The following is a 19789-nucleotide window of genomic DNA, read 5'->3' as shown; positions in this document are numbered from 1 at the left end:
TGTGTTTTTTCTGATATTAAAGCACAACCCACTTCTTTTTATTGATAAACCAGGGGCTGACTCATGACTACAATCGTAAGTGTTCGCCGTAATGGCCAAGTCGTAATCGGTGGTGATGGACAGGCGACGATGGGTAATACCGTCATGAAAGGCAATGTTCGCAAAGTACGCCGTCTTTATAACGACAAAGTGATTGCGGGATTTGCCGGCGGCACTGCTGATGCTTTCACGCTTTTTGAACTTTTTGAGCGTAAATTAGAGCTCCATCAAGGCCATTTAACTAAAGCCGCTGTTGAACTTGCGAAAGATTGGCGTACAGACAGAATGTTACGCAAACTAGAAGCATTACTGGCTGTGGCAGACGAAACAACATCTTTGATTATCACCGGTAACGGTGATGTTGTGCAGCCAGAAAACGATCTGATTGCTATTGGTTCTGGTGGCCCTTATGCACAAGCAGCGGCGAGAGCGATGTTAGAAAACACCGATCTAAGTGCACGCGAAATTGCGGAAAAAGCACTGAATATTGCCGGTGATATCTGCATCTACACCAACCATAATGTCAACTTTGAAGAAATCTCTTCAAAAGAGTAAGGATTTGAGAGCATGTCCGAAATGACTCCTCGCGAAATTGCCAGCGAACTCGACAGATTTATTATTGGTCAAGATAAGGCCAAACGTGCGGTTGCTATTGCACTGCGTAACCGCTGGCGTCGCATGCAGCTTGATGAAGCGCTGCGTCATGAAGTAACCCCAAAAAATATTTTGATGATTGGACCTACAGGGGTAGGTAAAACTGAAATTGCACGTCGCTTAGCAAAATTAGCCAATGCACCTTTTATCAAAGTCGAAGCCACAAAATTCACTGAAGTGGGTTATGTAGGTAAAGAAGTCGATTCTATTATCCGCGATTTAACTGATTCTGCTGTTAAAATGGTACGTAGCCAAGCGATTGAAAAAAATCGTTACCGTGCTGAAGAAATGGCAGAAGAGCGTATTCTTGATGTACTGATCCCACCAGCAAAAAATAACTGGGGAGTCACAGAATCGGCATCATCCTCAGAGCCTTCAGCAGCGCGCCAAGCGTTCCGTAAGAAACTCCGTGAAGGCCAATTAGACGACAAAGAGATTGAAATTGAATTAGCCGCCACCCCAATGGGTGTTGAAATTATGGCACCTCCAGGCATGGAAGAGATGACTAATCAATTACAATCCATGTTCCAAAATTTAGCGGGACAAAAGCAAAAAGCGCGTAAGATGAAAATCAAAGAAGCGTTTAAACTGATTGTCGAAGAAGAAGCCGCTAAACTGGTTAATCCTGAAGAGTTAAAACAACAAGCCATCGATGCAGTTGAGCAACATGGTATCGTGTTTATTGATGAAGTAGATAAAATCTGTAAACGTGGTGGTCAAAGCTCTGGCCCTGATGTTTCTCGTGAAGGTGTACAACGTGACCTATTACCACTGGTAGAAGGTTGCACCGTATCCACTAAGCACGGTATGGTGAAAACAGATCATATTCTGTTTATTGCCTCAGGCGCATTCCAAGTCTCTAGTCCTTCTGACTTAATTCCTGAGTTACAAGGCCGTCTGCCTATTCGTGTTGAACTACAAGCACTGACTGCAGAAGATTTTGAGCGTATCCTTACTGAGCCAAATGCATCATTAACAAAACAGTATCAAGCATTAATGGCTACCGAAGGGGTAAGCATTAACTTTAGCCAAGACGGTATTCGCAAAATTGCCGAATCTGCTTGGCGTGTAAATGAAACCACTGAAAACATTGGTGCACGTCGTCTACATACGGTATTAGAGCGTTTAATGGAAGAAATTTCCTATGATGCGAGTGAACGTCAAGGCGAAACTATTCTTATTGATGCAGAATATGTGAAACAGCATCTGGATGAGCTTGTAGCAGATGAAGATCTGAGTCGATTTATTTTATAATCAACTTATGCGATCCTTAATCAGCAATATTAACGTGGGAGGCTTGCCTCCCATTCTTATTTTTATAATAACAACGAACATGAGTATTGAATTTCAGCATGAGCGCTCAACATTCCATTAGCCGGACACAAGCCTGGCTTGAAAGTTTACGACCCAAAACCCTACCTTTAGGGTTAATTGCTATTGTGACAGGCTCCGCCTTAGCGTATTGGACGGGTCATTTTGAGCTACCTATTGCATTACTGGCGATTTTAACTGCTGGCACACTACAAATTCTCTCTAACTTAGCGAATGACTATGGTGATGCCGTTAAAGGGACAGATACTGAAGAGCGATTAGGGCCACTGCGTGGAATGCAAAAAGGGGTTATCACCCCTACTCAAATGAAAAAAGCCTTAATTATCAATGTAATTATCTCCTGTGTTTCAGGTATCGCCTTGATAATTGTCGCCTGTAAAAAACCCGAAGATGCTATTGGCTTTTTAGTGATAGGCTTATTGGCTATCGTGGCTGCCATTACCTATACCGTAGGGAAACGCCCTTATGGCTATATGGGATTGGGCGATATTTCGGTATTAATTTTCTTTGGCTGGCTAAGTGTGATTGGCACTTATTATTTGCAAGCTAATGCTTTTAATATTGTGACACTACTGCCTGCCACCGCCTGCGGACTGCTCTCGGTCGCAGTACTTAACATTAACAATATGCGTGACCTTGAAAACGACATTCAAGCCGGTAAAAATACCTTGGCGGTGCGTTTGGGGGCTTCTGGCTCACGAATTTACCACACCTGCGTGATTGCCATAGCCATTATCTGTTTGATTGTGTTCACCCTGATTTATATGCACCGTTGGACGGCGTGGCTATTTTTATTAGCCGTACCAATGCTATTACTGCATATTAAACGCGTTAATGCCGATCTTAGTGGCGAAGCCATGCGACCACTGCTTGAACATATGGTCAAAGCGGCGCTGTTAACCAATATTCTTTTTTCTTTAGGTTTAGTTTTAGAGTAATTTACCGCTATTGTTGATTTGACTCACTGAATTGTCAGTGAGTCTTTTGCCAACACCCCCTGTTAAGGGATATACTGGACTTTCCTGAGGCAACCTGACGTAAATCCTATGAAATATGATACTTCTGAACTCTGTGATATCTATCAAGAAGATATCAATGTCGTAGAACCGCTTTTCTCAAACTTTGGTGGTCGTAGCTCTTTTGGTGGACAAATTACCACTGTCAAATGTTTTGAAGATAATGGTCTGCTTTATGACTTACTAGAAGAAAACGGTAAAGATCGTATTCTATTAGTTGATGGCGGAGGCTCTGTCCGCAAAGCGCTAGTCGACGCTGAATTGGCGCAACTGGCGGTACTCAACGAATGGGAAGGTATTGTTGTTTATGGTGCAGTACGCCAAGTGGACGCTTTATCTGAGCTTGATTTAGGCATTCAAGCGATGGCTGCCATTCCTGCAGGTTGCCCAAATGAAGGCATCGGCGACAGTGATATCCGCGTAAACTTTGGTGGTGTTACTTTCTTCTCTGGTGATTACCTTTATGCTGATAATACTGGCATTATCTTATCTGAAGAGCCTTTAGGCTTAGATGATGACGATTTAGATGATGATTTATTAGAAGAATAATAGACCATTCTCTTATTAACAAAGACAACGCATAAAGAGACAAAAGCCACTTTATCAGTGGCTTTGTTTTTAACTGGCGAAAACGGTGGACGATTATTGTACGTCTTCCATTTTTCCTAGCAGAGCACGTAAACGCTCTTGCCAGCTTGATTGCTCTTGTTTCAGCTCTTCGTTTTCACGAACCAAAGCTTCTCTTGATTCTCTTGCGCCCTGCACTTCTTGATTCAGTGCATCATTTTTCTCTTTTAGCTCTTCAATTTCCATCTGTAATAATGTGATGGTATCTAGTGCTTGTTGTACTTTTGACTCTAATTTTTCAAAAACTTCAAATGACATACTGTAATCCCCCATATAATCGATACTCCCGATTGTAAGTAGCCTATCAACAACTGTCTAGCATCTTCCGTGGAATTACCTGCTTTTTTCAATTTAACAAAAATACTGGTCTGATCACACTCCTAGTGTTGTACAAGTCACTATTTAAGAGCGTTTTCACTCATTTTCATGATGGGACACACAAAATTCAATTTCGCTTATTCTCGTTTACGCTCATTAACGATAAATTTACAGTTATCTTTTCAATACGAAAAGAATACTAACAATTAAAATCACCCTCTTTCAGGATAGAATATATGAGCCAGACGAAAACCTCTCTTATGGGTCAATGCATTTCCGAGTTTATCGGTACTGCATTGCTAGTCTTCTTTGGTCTTGGTTGTGTTGCAGCAGCACGTATCGCAGGCGCTCAACTCGGTCTTTGGGAGATAAGTATTATCTGGGGCTTAGGTGTTGCCTTAGCCGTTTACCTTACTGCGGGTACCTCTGGTGCTCACCTCAACCCGGCGGTCACAGTCGCATTCTGGTTGTTTGCGTGCTTTGAACGTAAAAAAGTTATCCCTTATATTGTTGCACAAATGTTAGGTGGTTTTTTTGCCGCCGCTGTTGTGTACTTTATGTATTACAATTTATTTATCGACTACGAACAGGTCAACGGAATTGTACGAGGATCACAAGAAAGCCTCTTTACTGCGGGCGTCTTCTCTACTTACCCAGCAGCCCAAATCTCTGTGATCCACGCATTTTTTATCGAAGTAATTATTGCCGTTATTCTCGTTGGCTTAATTTTAGCCTTAACAGATGATGGTAACGGTGTACCTCGTGGGCCTTTAGCGCCATTACTTATCGGTATTCTGATTGCGGTTATCGGTGGTGCATTTGGTCCATTAACTGGATTCGCCTTAAACCCTGCCCGTGATTTTGGGCCAAAATTAGTCGCATTCTTTGCCGGATGGGGTGATATTGCTTTAACAGGTGGACGCGATATTCCTTATTTCTTAGTCCCACTCATTGCTCCAATGATTGGGGGTATTTTAGGCGCACTTGCTTATCGTAAACTTATTGGCCGTCACTTACCTTGTGATACCTGCAAAATTGAAAACGACAAATAACGATGCAAGCAATATCGTTGATTATGAAAACAGGTTACTAACATGACAACAGAAACAAACAAATCGAATAGTGAAAAAAAATATATCGTTGCTCTGGATCAGGGAACAACCAGTTCACGCGCTGTCGTAATCGATCATGACGCCAACATTGTTAGCATCTCACAACGCGAATTTACCCAAATTTATCCTAAGCCCGGCTGGGTTGAGCACGATCCAATGGAAATCTGGGCAACTCAAAGCGCAACGCTAATTGAAGTATTGGCCAAAGAAGACATCCCTTCTGATCATGTTGCCGGTATCGGTATTACCAACCAACGTGAAACGACTATCGTCTGGGAAAAAGAGACCGGTAAACCTATCTATAATGCTATTGTGTGGCAATGTCGCCGTACTGCAGACTTTTGTACTCGCTTAAAAGATCAAGAAGGGGTTGAAGAGTACATTCGTCAAAATACTGGGCTTATGGTTGACCCCTATTTTTCAGGCACCAAATTAAAATGGATCCTCGATAATGTTGAAGGCGCTCGTGAACGAGCAGAAAAAGGAGAGTTACTCTTTGGTACCGTTGATACTTGGTTAGTCTGGAAAATGACACAAGGTCGTGTTCACGTAACAGATTATACCAACGCTTCACGTACTATGTTGTTTAATATTCACTCTTTAGATTGGGATCAAAAAATCCTCGATCTGCTGAATATTCCCCGCAATATGCTACCTAAAGTGGTGCCTTCTTCTGAAGTTTATGGTCAAACCAACATTGGTGGTAAAGGTGGTACACGTATTCCTATCGCCGGTATGGCTGGTGACCAACAAGCGGCACTCTATGGTCAGCTCTGTGTACAAAGCGGTATGGCAAAAAACACCTACGGAACAGGCTGCTTCTTGCTGATGAATACGGGTAAAGAAGCCGTGCGCTCTAACCACGGTCTATTAACCACTATCTGCTGTGGCCCACGTGGTGAAGTAAACTATGCCTTAGAAGGTGCAGTCTTCGTCGGTGGTGCTTCCATTCAGTGGCTACGTGATGAGCTAAAATTAATTGATGAAGCAACTGACTCAGAATACTTTGCCACTAAAGTTAATGACACCAACGGTGTTTATGTCGTACCTGCATTTACTGGCTTAGGCGCACCTTATTGGGATCCGTATGCCCGTGGCGCTATCTTCGGTTTAACCCGTGGCGCTAACCGTAATCATATTATTCGAGCTACTTTAGAATCTATCGCTTATCAAACCCGCGATGTCCTTGATGCGATGCAAGCAGACTCCGGAGCACGCTTACAAGCACTACGTGTAGATGGTGGTGCCGTTGCCAATAACTTCTTAATGCAGTTCCAATCTGACATCTTAGGTACCCGTGTTGAACGTCCTGTGGTACGTGAAAGTACTGCGTTAGGGGCTGCGTTCCTTGCAGGCCTTGCGGTAGGTTTCTGGTCTGATCTGGAAGAGGTAAAAAATAAAGCTGAGATTGATAAAGAGTTCCGCCCAGGTATTGAAACCACAGAGCGTAATTATCGTTATAACGGCTGGAAAAAAGCGGTTGCCCGTGCACAAGAATGGGAAGATCGCGGTTAATCGCTAATCCCCCCGATGAGAGAGAATTCGCCTAGGCGACATAAAACAAATGCCGATAGTAGGTATTACACTATCGGCATTTTTATTGGCGAAAACTTAAAGGCAGTCATTAAACCGTATTCTGCTGATGACTAAAACGGTGTGATAACGGGATCCAACACAACATAATAGCCACTGACATAATAAACATAATCATTCCTAAGCTAAATTGATTATGTTGTGGCAATAGTGCAGAGAACCACGTTGCTATCCCTGAGCCAACATTTTGCAATCCGCCCACCAACGCACCAGCCGCTCCAGCTAAATAAGGGAATGGCTCCATCGCCCCTGTCGTTGCCAGCGGAAATAGCATCCCAGCGCCAAAGAAAAACAGGGCAGCGGGCACCAGTAAAGTCCAAATATTAATAATATTCAGCCAGCCGGGAAGCCACATTAAAATACCTGCCGCTACACAGCAAAATACGGAGTGCCACATCAATTGCACAAAGGTTTTACCTTCACGCCCTGCGTACCACGCACCAAAGAAGGCCGCGGGAATAGGTAAAATAAATAGAATACTGATAGTAATACTATTTAAACCCAACACGCCTCCCATCAACACACCGCTGGAAGCTTCAAATACGGCAATACCTGATAATGCACAAATCAACATGATCAAAAAGGCACTAAAAGTACTGTTGGACAGCAATAAATAAAAAGATGACAACATACTGCGTCTTTCAGCCTGTACAGGTCGGGTTTCTGGCATCCAGTGATACATACTAAAGAGTACACTTCCTCCTAATAATAATAGGAAGATATAACAGGCATGCCAGCCAAAGAAGTGCGCCACCACCCCACCGATCATCGGCGCTAAGAGTGGGCTGACTAACACCCCCATATTTAATAAGCTATTTGCATAGCGTAACGCAGTACCGGTATAGAGATCACGAGGCTGAGTACGGGTCATTACCCCTGCTACCCCAGTCCCCATTCCTTGTAAGGTACTGGCGATCACTAAGGTAGTTAAGTTCTGTGAAAAAATAGCCACGATCGTCGCTAAACAGAAAATACTCATCCCCACTAAAATAACCGGACGACGCCCTACACGGTCAGAAATAGGGCCATAAATTAATTGTGAAAAACCATAAGAAAACAGATATGCGCCCATTACTTGCTGTACAGCACCTGTTGGCTCACCAAAATAGACAGCCATATCAGCAATCACAGGAACATAAATCGTCTGTGTCATTTGACCGACAGCAACCAGTGCAATAATCAGTAATAACAGATTTGCATGTTCTAACTTTCTCATTTCTTTTCTTTGCTCAGAAATTAAAAATTAACCGATTAACGGACAGGAAAGTGCTACAGAGCTTTGATAAAATAAACTCTGCAAAATGCACTTGCGCTAAATAATGAGACTAAGGTAACAAATCTAGCAAAATTTGCGAAGTAGTCAGCCATTTTTATCTCGTCAACGATGTCAGTGAAAAACACCATCGTTGTCAATATAAATGTACATTTTGTATTAACGATTAACGAAACTACAGATTAATATCGCCATCACATCATCTTGATAAATAAAAACGCCCTTCCTCTTTAGAATAAATTATCGACATAAGCGCTTTCCTAAAAAGGAGATAAGAGATTATGGCAAATTGGGTCACTGGAAAAGTCATTCAAGTTAGGCATTGGACAGATACATTAATCAGTTTGGTTGTACACGCCTCTATCGATAAGTTTACAGCAGGTCAATTTGCCAAACTGGCACTCGAAATTGACGGTGAACGTATACAGCGCGCCTACTCTTATGTTAACTCCCCGCAAGATCCCAACTTAGAGTTCTATCTAGTCACTGTACCTGAAGGTAAACTCAGCCCACGCTTAGCAGCGTTAACTGTTGGTGATGAACTCTTAGTGACAGAACAAGCCAGTGGCTTTTTTGTTTTAGAAGAGGTGCCTAGCGCGAATACCTTATGGATGTTATCAACAGGTACGGCGATCGGGCCATTTCTCTCTATTTTACAACTTGGTGATGATCTCGACCGTTTCGAAAATATTGTTTTAGTCCATGCAGTACGCTACGCCCGTGATTTAAGCTATCTACCATTAATGGAGCAGTTAGCTGAACGCTACCAAGGGAAACTGCGTATCCAAACTATTGTCAGCCGTGAAAATCATATAGGTTCACTAACCGGGCGCATTCCAGCATTAATTGAAAGTGGTGCATTAGAAAAAACCGTAGGATTAACCATTTCCCCAGAAGAGAGCCATATTATGCTATGTGGTAATCCAGAAATGGTAAGAGACACGCAACAGTTACTGAAAACACAGCGTGATATGAGAAAACATTTACGCCGTAAACCGGGACATATCACCAGTGAACAGTATTGGTAATGATAACATCAGGGCTGAATAGCACTTTATTCAGCCCTGACTGTTTAGCAGTTACACACTTTAACGAAAACTTGAGTAGTCGACCTTTTCAGTCGTGGCACCAAAATAGTTTTCTCCTTGGGTGCCAATAAACACCCCACAATCTAACAACATGATCATCATAATAAATGATGGGAGAAAACGACCTATCGCCCACTGCCAAAAGGGCTCTAAACTACTGGTATCAGTCAATCCTAGCATCACCGCCAGCAACAATAGTAACAGCCATGCACCACGTTTATTTCTATCGTGAAGTCGCTTAGTAAAAATGGCACATAACGGATATAAAATAGCCAGCGAAATTATCCCCACCAGCACAGCAGGCAATGAATAGTGCTGATTAACTGTATATAATCCGCAAAACAGCACAAAACAGAGTGCAAAACCCGCCCAAAAGTCACGGCGTCCAATTCGCCCTTTGAATGAAAAGGCCCAATGTTGTAAGGTCATTAATAATTTCTCAATATAGACTTATTTTAGTGAATTAAGCTGTCCATTTAACATCAAATAATACAGAGTGATTTTATAATATTCTATCGCACAACAGACCAAGGAGGACAGATGATAAAAAAAAGCACGCTTACTCAGTTAGCACTTATCATAATAAGCATCGCTTTATCTTTGCCAACCCTTGCTATGGCAGCGTCGCCCTCTATTGCTCATCAACCCCCAACTAAAGATGATATTCTTTACCTTAAACAGGATGCCCCTGTTTTTGAAACCACCATTCCGGAGATAAGAGCTAAATTCAATCAAAATAATGCGTCGTTATTTCTCAATGAATATAAAATTATCACCAACAACGATATTACTATTCCGTTAGTCAGGGCCGCGACACGAATAACCCCTTATTTATACTCATCAGCGGTATTAGAGCGTGGCAGTGAAAAAATTAAGAGTCTACAGATCACCCTGATCCATTCACTTGATACGCCACAAATCGAAAAAGAGCATCAAGATACTGCAATGCGCTATATCACTGCATTAGTGACACAGTTTGATCCCTCCATTAATGCAACGCAAATTCAAGAGGTGCTCAATTTATTTGCTGTTAAACAAGATGTGCCTGCTTATATTAGCCATAATGTCGGTGCTATTCGCTATATTATTGCCCACGAGGATAATCAACTAACGACCTTTGCCATTGAACCAATTAAGCTTTCACTCAATAGCAATATCGATTCAGCTATTCCGTGATAAAAAACAAAGCTATTCTATTCAATGTTCTCTATACTGTTGTGCATCAACAGAATTTGTGTTTATCGATAAATTAAATTTAAACCACTCGGTTGGAGGAAAAGTTATGCGCCATCCATTAGTCATGGGTAACTGGAAACTTAACGGCAGCATTCATATGGTTCATGAATTAATCGCTGCATTACGTAAAGAAATCAGCGGTGTTGCTGGATGTGATGTTGCTATTGCACCACCAACAGTTTATCTATGCCAAGCTCGTCATGAAATCGGTGGAAGCCGTATTGCGTTAGGTGCCCAAGATACCGGTGTTAACTTATCTGGTGCTTTCACTGGCGAAACTTCCCCAGAAATGCTGAAAAACGTTGATGTTAAATACGTGATCATCGGTCACTCTGAACGTCGCACTTACCATAAAGAATCTGATGAATTTATCGCACAAAAATTTGGTGTGTTAAAAGAGTTAGGCTTAACACCTGTGTTATGTATCGGTGAAACAGAAGCAGAAAACGAAGCTGGTAAAACACAAGAAGTGTGCGCACGTCAAATCGACGCGATTTTAAATGCACATGGTGCACAAGCATTCAAAGATGCAGTGATCGCTTATGAACCTATTTGGGCGATTGGTACAGGTAAATCAGCAACGCCTGCACAAGCACAAGCGGTACATAAATTTATTCGTGATCATATCGCTAAACAAGATGCGGCTATCGCTGAGCAAGTCATTATTCAATACGGCGGTTCAGTCAACGATAAAAACGCAGCAGAGCTATTTAGCCAACCTGATATCGACGGTGCATTAGTTGGTGGCGCGTCACTGAAAGCGGATGCCTTTGCTGTTATCGTGAAAGCGGCAGCAGAAGCAAAAGCGAAAAAATAACTTTGATAGCAAATAGTTATCTTACCGATAAATAACTATCGCGAAAATCACCTTACTGTGTCTTAACAGAAGGTGATTTTTTTATGCGTTACTCGCTAATCACGTCGGCTGATTTCATCAAATATTCCCCCGGTGGCAAAATGAGTTTGTTGTGCTGATTGCCAATCGCCAAAAAGCTCATCAATAGTGAATAATTGCAGGGTTGGAAAACGTTTTTGATATTTCTCAGCAATGCTTTTATCTCTTGGACGATAATAGTTTTTAGCAGCAATTTCTTGCCCTTGAGGTGAATAAAGATACTCTAAATAAGCGGTTGCCACTTCCCGCGTACCTCGCTTATCAACCACTTTATCCACCACAGAGACGGTTGGCTCTGCCAAAATAGAGACGGAAGGGGTGACTATTTCAAACTTATCTGTACCTAACTCATTAATCGCCAATAACGCTTCATTTTCCCATGCAATTAACACATCACCAATACCACGCTCAACAAAAGTATTTGTCGCGCCTCTCGCGCCTGAGTCTAATACTTCAACCTGTTGATACAGTGACTTTACAAAGGCTTTCGCTTTTTCACTGTCTTGCTGATTGGCCTTTAATCCATATCCCCATGCAGCCAGATAATTCCATCTTGCCCCACCGGAGGTTTTAGGATTAGGCGTGATAATCGATACACCGGGTTTAATTAAAGAATCCCAGTCGGTTATCTGTTTGGGATTACCTTTTCTCACTAAAAAAACAATGGTTGAGGTGTAAGGTGCTGAGTTATCAGGTAAGCGGGTGATCCACTGCTTATCTATACGCCCTCTTTGTGCAATGGCATCAATATCATAAGCTAATGCGAGGGTGACAATATCCGCTTCAATACCATTAATTACGGCGGTTGCCTGTTTACCAGAGCCACCATGAGATTGACGAATAGTCACATGATCGCCGGTTTTTTGTTGCCAATATTGACTAAATGCGTGGTTATATTGTTGATAAAGCTCTCGAGTCGGATCGTAAGAAACATTTAATAACTGAATATCCTTCGCCCAGATGCTTTGTGTAAACAGTGCCGTCAGCGCTAGCGTCGTCAATAATCCCCATCGTTTTAACATCGTTATCTACCCCTATCCTATTTCTAGTTGGTTTATTTGTTTTGTTTAACTAGGCTGACAGAAAGATTTATAACGATGAAATAATAAAAAACAGACTGTTATACGTAACAGCTATATAGTTGATAAAACGGGGACTCACACAGTCATTACCCATCGGATAAGAGAAGAAAAGCGCGTAGAATGAAATGTTTTCACTCGGGAAGCTGTTCTGATACAAGCTGATATTGCATCAGAACAGTCCACGAATAAGGATATAACTCAGAAAGGCTCTGGTAATAGAGTAAAACTATGGCTTAATACAGTTTTTTCGCAGTTTCATACCAATCGGCTTTAAAGACACGTTTAATATTCATAACCGCATCAATAATATCATGGTGAACCAGTTTTTCATTTTGGATCCCTACACAACGACCACCATAACCTTCTAGTAGCAGTTGTACCGAGTAAGCACCCATACGAGAGGCTAAAATACGATCGTAAGCAACCGGAGAGCCACCACGTTGAATATGGCCTAATACAGTGGCACGTGTTTCATGTTTGGTTTCTGCTTCAATAAAACGTGCTAGCTCATGTACATCACACACATGTTCAGTAATTGCCACGATAGCATGACGTTTACCACGCTCAATACCCGCTTTAATTTCTGCTAATAATTCATCACGATCAAAAGGTAATTCGGATTCAGGCAACACCACGAACTCACAACCACCCGCAATAGCAGCGGATAAGGTTAAATCACCACAATAACGTCCCATCACTTCAACGATAGAGATACGTTTATGCGATGTAGAGGTATCACGTAAGCGGTCAATCGCTTCTACCGCCGTTTCTAACGCCGTGAAATAACCAATAGTGTAATCAGTACCCGCAACGTCATTATCAATGGTGCCCGGTAAACCAATACATGGGAAACCCGCTTCAGTTAATTTTTTCGCCCCCAGATAAGAACCATCTCCCCCGATAACCACCAGTGCATCTAGCTCATTTTGCTTCATATTTTCAATAGCAACGGCACGCACATTATCTTCGCGGAATTCAGGGAAACGCGCTGAGCCTAAAAAGGTACCACCACGGTTGATCATGTCTGACACACTAAAGCGATCGAGTTTTTTCATACGGTTTTCATATAAGCCCATATAGCCATCAAAAATACCGTACACTTCTAAACCTTCGCTGAGTGCTGCACGGACAACACCACGGATCGCGGCATTCATACCCGGTGCATCACCACCACTTGTTAAAACCCCAATTCTTTTGATCCCATTAACCATGATTACCTCTGATTCTTATTCGATATCATTATTGCAATATATTGTTGGAATAACTGTTATCTTAATACCGGCTTCACGAACGTAATCCACCGATATCTCAAATGCTGAATTGATTCAACAACCCCATTGTACGCATATTTTTTATCACTTCATCATCAACGTACATTTTTTTTTATAAACTTGATGCGCATTAAATTAATTGAGTAGCCTGTATAAATACTATACTAGTCTATCGTCTCTGTATTACACCGATAAGTTAACACTTTTTATACAGATACTTTACAGCCTTTTGCTATCTATCTCAAAAAACAGTGTGTTAGCCATATATTACTATCAAGATATAAAGTGTAATGGGCTTATTGACTGTTTGCTTAACACTTTGCGCGCTGTTATCGATACTTTTGTGTTATTCGGCATAAATAGAAAAAGCGCTCACCCTACACAATTGTGACTGATGACAAAAATTTTGCGTTAATTTACCGTTTATACAATAAGGCTGATACAGTATAACAAACAGTACAGTAGGAGGTTTTATGTTTGATTTAACGGGTAAAATTGCTTTAGTTTCCGGCGGAGCAAAAGGTATTGGTAAAGGCATTGTTAGCGCATTAAAAAACAGCGGTGCACAGGTTATTATTGCTGATATTGATGATGTAGCAGGTAATGCAACCAAACAAGCACTTGGTGTTGATTTTATGCACCTTGATGTCACCTCTCAAGCAGCCTGTGAACAAGTAGTCAATGATATTGTTAAACAGTATGGCAAACTCGATATTCTTTGCTCTAATACCGGTATTTTCCCCCAAGCGACAATTAAAGAGATGAGCGAAGCTGATTGGGATAAAATGCATACCGTCAATTTAAAAGGAATGTTTTTCTTAGTAAAAGCGGCCCTTGCGGTAATGGAAAAACAACAATATGGTCGTGTGATCATCACCTCTTCTATTACAGGCGCCATTACTGGCTATCCGGGCTGGAGCCATTACGGAGCAAGCAAAGCAGGTCAGTTAGGCTTTATGCGCAGTGCTGCACTAGAATATGCACGCCACGGTATTACCATTAATGCCGTTATGCCCGGCAATATTTTAACCGAAGGCTTACAAGCCCAAGGAGAGACGTATCTTAATCAAATGAAGGCCTCTATCCCAACCCATACCTTAGGGGAGCCTGAAGATATCGGCTATGCCGCCGCATTTTTTGCCTCTAATGAAGCAAAATATATTACCGGTCAAACCATTATTGTCGATGGCGGCCAGATTTTACCTGAATCTCCAGAGGCGTTGTTGTAGTTGATTAGATTAATTAAGGAAGAATGAATCGATTATAATTCACTACCAGAAGATAAAATAATATATCAATAATAAAATTAAAAACGCAAAAAAAGCCCCTCTCCAGAGGGGTTAATTATTCAGTTATCGTTAAACATACCGACATCAAAGTCCTGCTAGCTCAATCAACGTATCCGGTCTTTTTTCAACCATTTTAAGTAGTAAAACCGCTTGTTTATTCGGTTTTACTATCCCTTGCTCCCAGTTTTGTAATGTTGTAACCCCCGTATGTAAATACTGAGCAAAAACAGCTTGAAATAAATTCAATTTTTCACGTACTGCTTTTACTTCTGCTGGCGTCATAGAAAGAGGCTTAACATTAATACGGTGAGTCTTTAGTGTTTTTTTCCCTTCATTAAATTCACTCCACGCATTCATTCCTTCTTGAAGCTCAGAAAAAATATCACGTTTAGTCATGATCCCCCCTTTTTTAATCATTTCTAACATTGCTCTCAGCTGTTCACGTTGAGTTATTGTTAAATCATCAGCAATGTTTTTACCGTAAATAAAAATTTAGAATTTGTACCTAAAAACAAAGAACAAAACTGACAAAAAAACGTTATTACATTTTTATCCTTTCTTTTTTCATAGAGGTTAGACAGAAATAAAAAGTAGGTGGTATTACTTTACCGAAGTATAGTCACAAGAAACGGGAAAGAAGCCACTAATTTAACCCACTAAAAAGTAAAGAGGAAATCTAGCATTTATAAGTCTTTAAAATGTCCACAAAGTGTCCACGGACAGCCAAAAACGTCCACCTTTAAAGACTTTTCTAGACTTTCATTACCCTTAAAAATGAAATTTAACTCTTTGTTTTAAAAGGAATGATAAACAAAAACGCAAAAAAAAGCCCCTCTCCAGAGGGGCTGCAAAAGACAGGGATGGTGTCTATGGCAAGGAAAAAACTTCGTTATTGCTACTTACACCCAGCTAGATTATTATTCTACTAATTACTCTTTTTATGTGGTTGTAAAATGAAGAAAATTATTATAACTGGTTTTGATATAGGTGGATTTGGAGGAATGGAAACAGTATTTAATACGTTTCATGATCTTTTATTTAACTATGAAGAGACCGAAGTGCTATTTGTATTCTTTGAAAACAAAAATCATGTTTGCAATCATGAATGGTTAGGTAATAGAAAATTTATAAAGTTAGAGTCAAAAATAAATAATAATAAAATTAAACGATTACATTACGCATATAAATTATCCAAAATAATAAAAAAATATAAACCTGATAATATAATTACTTATGATACTATTGGTTGTTATATTTGCCATTGGGCAAGAAAACTATCATGCTTTAAAATTCCAATTTACTCTTGGAACCATTTTTCCTTACATAATATGTATAAGTCACAATACCTTTTTTTAGCAGATAAACATCTTGCTATTAGTTCTGGTATAAAAAGACAATTAATATCTATGGGTATAGAAAAAGAAAAAATATATACCATATATAACCCTATAATAAAAAAAGAGGAAATAATCCCACGAAGCGAAGATGTGAATTTTCTTTATATGGGAAGAATCCAATTTGCTGGGCAAAAAAACATTCAGGAACTTTTTCATGCATTATCAAAAACAATTGGTAAATATCAGTTACATATAGTTGGTTCTGGTAATGAAAATGACATTATAAAGTTAAAGTCACTAGCTAACACTTTAAAAATAGAAGAAAATATTATATGGCATGGATGGCAAAAATCACCATGGATATACATTAAAAACAACATAAAAAACGTAACAAGTTTAGTATTAACATCAAATTATGAAGGATTCCCAATGGTATTGTGTGAAGCCTTATCTTATGGTATATATTCTATAAGTTCAAATTGCAAAACAGGACCTGAAGATATTATTGTGAATAAAATAAATGGCCAATTATACCAACAAAATAATATCGATGAATTAGCTAGCATCCTCCAATTTTTGATAAATAAAAATATATTATCTGAAAACAAAGAAATAAAGAATTCTATCAATTTATTTTATGATGAAATATATATTAAAAATGTAATTTCTATATTAAAATAAAGCAGTCCCTTAGAAGGACTACTTTAATCAAAGTTCAATAATATTTTTTTTCTTTGCTATAAAAAATTTAGTTATTTTCCAAAGAAAGTAAGATTTAGATTCAATAATCTTTAATCTAAATTTATACTTTCTTGACTTTTTAATTTTACTAAATAAGTGTTCATCATATCTAAATTTATTAAGATAATCATCTAAATATTCAAAATATCCAGAAGACAATAACTTCCACATAAACTGAATTTTCAAATTCAACAATTTTATATTTATTTTATTCAATAATTCATCCTTTTGAGTTAAGGTATAATGTAATTTCGTGTTTTCCAAGATAGCTTCCCAAGCATTTATTTCATCTAAATAATTATTAACTTTCCATTTCTTATTCATTATAGATGTTGGTATATGATAATAATTATACAAATGCTCATTTACACAAGTATACTTACCAAGATAAAGGCTCTGTAATATAAACCAAACATCTTCGCCAACTATCATATTAGTATCAAATTTAATTTGATGCTTTTCTATAAATTGCTTTTTAAGAAAAAGACAACAAATATCAAAATAATCAAAATTTAAAAAATTAATTATTGTATTATTATCTATATATTCTTTAGATGGTCTAATATCATTATTATCAAATACCTTATTAAATAAACAATATGAAAAATCAATATTATTTTCTTCTGTTTCTTTAAGCAGCATCATCAAAAAATCAGGTTCATAAGTATCATCGCTATCTAGAAAACAAATATATTTTCCTTTCGCCAGTTCAATACCTTTGTTTCTTGTTTTTGAAATTCCTTGATTTTCATGTGAAAAAAATATAATTTCCTTATGCAAAACGGATAGTTTTTTTATAATACTCAAAGTATCATCACTAGAACCATCGTTAATAATGATAACTTCTACATTTTTATAACTCTGATTCAATACGCTGTTAACAGCCCGCTCCAAATATTTTTTAGCATTATAGGCTGGAATAATAACAGAAACTACAGGTAGACTTTTTTTATTCATCATACACTCTCTACTTTTTCCCTATAATCTTCCAATAACAGTATATAACACGCCAATAGATTGCATTTATAAATTTATTATCTTTAAATAATTTTGTTGAATAAATTTTAGCTTGTTTATATGTTTCAGGTAATTCTAAACTCTCTTCTTTCCATGGAGATATAATAAAACATCTATAGAAAAAGTCATCATTGTTATACCATGCCTTCCACGGTTTAGGTGTTCCTGTATAATGAATCAATGTTGTATTATCATTTTTTCTAACATTCTCAATAAATCTATTATACTTCCCATCTAAATATAATATTTTATTTTCCAATAAAATATTAAGTACATCTTGATCTGGATATTTATAATTACTCTCATTAATTTTAATTAAAAATTTTTCTAAAATTTTATTTAACTTCCATTCTTCTGTATTTATCAACATTACACCAGAATTAAAATAATACTCGGTATTATTCAAAGATAAACTACTCACATAAGGGTCTATATAGGCATGATTAATAACACCTGCAATTTTATTTTTTAAATTATAGCTAAAAATATCACTTAATTTATTTATACAAATAATATCTGCATCCAAATATAATACTTTATTTATAAAAGGGTGTAATACCTGAGGTATAATAAGTCTAAAATACATAGAGATTGGTAAATTTTCTTTCACTTGCATATTTTTAAATATATTAACATTAATCTTATACAGTGTAAGAGCACATCCTTCTAACTCCAACTTTTTTATTTTATCCAAATTATCATCAGATATATTAGAATAGAAAATATGGAAATGATATTTTTCTTTATCATTTTTAATGATTGAAATAATTGAAATTATAGCATACTTTATAAAGTTATTATCTACTGAATACGCTATGTTAAAGTTTTTACTCTTACCGTCAAAAGATTTTTCTGCGCATAAAACTGAATAATTCTCTATATAACTTGAATTTATATTCATAATGATAAAAATATACCTTGAAAATGATAATCTGTATAATGCAATAAAATAAATGAAAATAAAATATAGGAATTATAAATGATACCGAAAAAAATTCACTATGTCTGGGTTGGCAAAGCTCCTAAATCAGATTTAGTCAAAAACTGCATCACCACCTGGAAAGAAAAATTACCAGATTATGAATTTATTGAGTGGAATGAGCAATGTATTAGTGAAATAAATTGTTCATATCTTTCAGAAGCTTATTCCAATGAAAAATGGGCCTTTGTTTCTGATGTGATAAGGCTTTATGCCCTCTATATTAATGGTGGTATATATTTAGATACAGACGTTGAAGTGATTGATTCTTTTGATGAGTTTTTAACATTAGATTTTTTTAGTTGTCATGAATATCATGAAGGCAATTGCTGGCCTATCACATCAGCAGTTATGGGAGCATGTAAAGAAAATCATATAATTAAAGACTTATTAGAACTCTATATGACTTTACGGTTTGAAACAAAAGAAGGTCTTGATTTGACAGCAAACACACAAAGAATAACAGAGTATTTTAAAACAAAATTCTCTTTAAGTCCGCCATTTTATGAAAATAACACTCTCAATCTTACCAAAAATGAAATCATATTTCCGGCATATTATTTTTGTTGCCCTAAAGTAGGATATCATGGATTTTCTATCCACCATTTTTCAGGTTCTTGGCTACCATCTCACTCAAGAAAAGAAAAACTTTCGTTTTTCAAAAGATTTAAGTTATTGAGATTAATAAAGCTAAGAGAAACAGGAAATTTTCCTTTAACTCGCTCAGAGAAAATTATACTTCAAGTTAGTCTAAAAGGAAAAATTTATATGCTAATAAAGAATACTTTATAGTTATTTAAAATATTATACATTCTTATTTTATTTATACGTATTATTATGCATATGATAATTTTATCATACTAAAATGAATTAACTATCACTTAGTGTAC

At 38.0% G+C, this 19789-nt stretch carries 20 protein-coding genes; 12 read left to right on the top strand and 8 right to left on the bottom strand.

The window, feature by feature from the left end:
* The first annotated feature begins 63 nt into the window (after window positions 1-63).
* From hslV to rraA, 4 genes are all read left to right on the top strand, one after another.
* A complete protein-coding gene (gene hslV, locus HMPREF3129_RS13695) occupies window positions 64-594 on the top strand; it encodes an ATP-dependent protease subunit HslV (RefSeq protein WP_004246416.1) in 531 nt (176 codons plus the stop codon).
* 12 nt (window positions 595-606) lie between these two features.
* Window positions 607-1947, top strand: a complete 1341-nt coding sequence (gene hslU / locus HMPREF3129_RS13690) for an HslU--HslV peptidase ATPase subunit (protein WP_004246417.1) — start codon at window positions 607-609, stop codon at window positions 1945-1947.
* A gap of 98 nt (window positions 1948-2045) precedes the next feature.
* Window positions 2046-2963, top strand: a complete 918-nt coding sequence (locus HMPREF3129_RS13685) for a 1,4-dihydroxy-2-naphthoate polyprenyltransferase (protein WP_070487087.1) — start codon at window positions 2046-2048, stop codon at window positions 2961-2963.
* 108 nt (window positions 2964-3071) lie between these two features.
* Window positions 3072-3590: a ribonuclease E activity regulator RraA gene (gene rraA / locus HMPREF3129_RS13680; protein ID WP_036919541.1), complete on the top strand. Its 519-nt coding sequence runs from the start codon at window positions 3072-3074 to the stop codon at window positions 3588-3590.
* A 93-nt stretch (window positions 3591-3683) separates the two neighbouring features.
* Here rraA and zapB read toward each other — a convergent pair whose 3' ends face one another.
* On the bottom strand, window positions 3684-3926 hold the full coding sequence (zapB, locus tag HMPREF3129_RS13675; RefSeq protein WP_012368679.1) for a cell division protein ZapB: 243 nt from the start codon (window positions 3924-3926) through the stop codon (window positions 3684-3686).
* Between the two features lie 296 nt (window positions 3927-4222).
* Between zapB and HMPREF3129_RS13670 the strand changes: the two genes are divergently transcribed.
* Together HMPREF3129_RS13670 and glpK are read left to right on the top strand one after the other, a co-directional pair.
* Complete coding sequence (locus tag HMPREF3129_RS13670; protein WP_004246421.1) at window positions 4223-5038, top strand: MIP/aquaporin family protein; 816 nt, start codon at window positions 4223-4225, stop codon at window positions 5036-5038.
* A gap of 42 nt (window positions 5039-5080) precedes the next feature.
* A complete protein-coding gene (glpK, locus tag HMPREF3129_RS13665) occupies window positions 5081-6613 on the top strand; it encodes a glycerol kinase GlpK (protein WP_004246422.1) in 1533 nt (510 codons plus the stop codon).
* 109 nt (window positions 6614-6722) lie between these two features.
* Here glpK and emrD read toward each other — a convergent pair whose 3' ends face one another.
* A complete protein-coding gene (gene emrD / locus HMPREF3129_RS13660; RefSeq protein WP_004246423.1) occupies window positions 6723-7907 on the bottom strand; it encodes a multidrug efflux MFS transporter EmrD in 1185 nt (394 codons plus the stop codon).
* 338 nt (window positions 7908-8245) lie between these two features.
* On the opposite strand from emrD, the gene fpr reads away from it, so the two are divergent.
* Complete coding sequence (gene fpr, locus HMPREF3129_RS13655; RefSeq protein ID WP_036919539.1) at window positions 8246-8992, top strand: ferredoxin--NADP(+) reductase; 747 nt, start codon at window positions 8246-8248, stop codon at window positions 8990-8992.
* 60 nt (window positions 8993-9052) lie between these two features.
* Here fpr and HMPREF3129_RS13650 read toward each other — a convergent pair whose 3' ends face one another.
* Entirely contained in the window at window positions 9053-9481 is a 429-nt protein-coding gene (locus HMPREF3129_RS13650) for a DUF805 domain-containing protein (protein ID WP_004249714.1), read from the bottom strand.
* 111 nt (window positions 9482-9592) lie between these two features.
* Here HMPREF3129_RS13650 and HMPREF3129_RS13645 point away from each other — a divergent pair, with 111 nt between their 5' ends.
* A complete protein-coding gene (locus HMPREF3129_RS13645; protein ID WP_070487085.1) occupies window positions 9593-10228 on the top strand; it encodes a DUF1454 family protein in 636 nt (211 codons plus the stop codon).
* 106 nt (window positions 10229-10334) lie between these two features.
* Window positions 10335-11105 carry a triose-phosphate isomerase gene (gene tpiA, locus HMPREF3129_RS13640; RefSeq protein WP_004249716.1) on the top strand — a complete coding sequence of 257 codons (771 nt, stop codon included), beginning with the start codon at window positions 10335-10337 and terminating at the stop codon, window positions 11103-11105.
* 95 nt (window positions 11106-11200) lie between these two features.
* Here the strand turns inward: tpiA and HMPREF3129_RS13635 are convergent, their stop codons facing one another.
* Together HMPREF3129_RS13635 and pfkA are read right to left on the bottom strand one after the other, a co-directional pair.
* Window positions 11201-12205, bottom strand: coding sequence for a sulfate ABC transporter substrate-binding protein (locus HMPREF3129_RS13635; RefSeq protein ID WP_004249717.1), 1005 nt, complete (start codon window positions 12203-12205; stop codon window positions 11201-11203).
* A 293-nt stretch (window positions 12206-12498) separates the two neighbouring features.
* On the bottom strand, window positions 12499-13476 hold the full coding sequence (pfkA, locus tag HMPREF3129_RS13630) for a 6-phosphofructokinase (protein ID WP_070487082.1): 978 nt from the start codon (window positions 13474-13476) through the stop codon (window positions 12499-12501).
* A gap of 533 nt (window positions 13477-14009) precedes the next feature.
* Here pfkA and fabG point away from each other — a divergent pair.
* Entirely contained in the window at window positions 14010-14765 is a 756-nt protein-coding gene (gene fabG / locus HMPREF3129_RS13625) for a 3-oxoacyl-ACP reductase FabG (RefSeq protein ID WP_036895948.1), read from the top strand.
* Between the two features lie 144 nt (window positions 14766-14909).
* Here fabG and HMPREF3129_RS13620 read toward each other — a convergent pair whose 3' ends face one another.
* Window positions 14910-15221, bottom strand: a complete 312-nt coding sequence (locus HMPREF3129_RS13620; protein WP_070487089.1) for a helix-turn-helix domain-containing protein — start codon at window positions 15219-15221, stop codon at window positions 14910-14912.
* Window positions 15222-15778: 557 nt separating this feature from the next.
* On the opposite strand from HMPREF3129_RS13620, the gene HMPREF3129_RS13615 reads away from it, so the two are divergent.
* Entirely contained in the window at window positions 15779-16843 is a 1065-nt protein-coding gene (locus HMPREF3129_RS13615; RefSeq protein ID WP_070487080.1) for a glycosyltransferase, read from the top strand.
* Between the two features lie 27 nt (window positions 16844-16870).
* Here HMPREF3129_RS13615 and HMPREF3129_RS13610 read toward each other — a convergent pair whose 3' ends face one another.
* Window positions 16871-17863 (bottom strand): glycosyltransferase family 2 protein, encoded by a 993-nt coding sequence (locus tag HMPREF3129_RS13610; protein ID WP_081215063.1) that lies wholly within the window; start codon window positions 17861-17863, stop codon window positions 16871-16873.
* A 7-nt stretch (window positions 17864-17870) separates the two neighbouring features.
* Complete coding sequence (locus tag HMPREF3129_RS13605; protein ID WP_070487078.1) at window positions 17871-18821, bottom strand: glycosyltransferase family 8 protein; 951 nt, start codon at window positions 18819-18821, stop codon at window positions 17871-17873.
* A gap of 78 nt (window positions 18822-18899) precedes the next feature.
* Here HMPREF3129_RS13605 and HMPREF3129_RS13600 point away from each other — a divergent pair, with 78 nt between their 5' ends.
* Window positions 18900-19691, top strand: a complete 792-nt coding sequence (locus HMPREF3129_RS13600) for a glycosyltransferase family 32 protein (RefSeq protein WP_049219353.1) — start codon at window positions 18900-18902, stop codon at window positions 19689-19691.
* The last annotated feature ends 98 nt before the right edge of the window (window positions 19692-19789 follow it).

Origin of the sequence: Proteus sp. HMSC14B05 (assembly GCF_001808035.1) — a bacterium.
Lineage (GTDB): Bacteria > Pseudomonadota > Gammaproteobacteria > Enterobacterales > Enterobacteriaceae > Proteus > Proteus mirabilis.
Note: the sequence above shows the minus strand (reverse complement) of the source record. Positions and strands in the feature narration are given on the sequence as shown.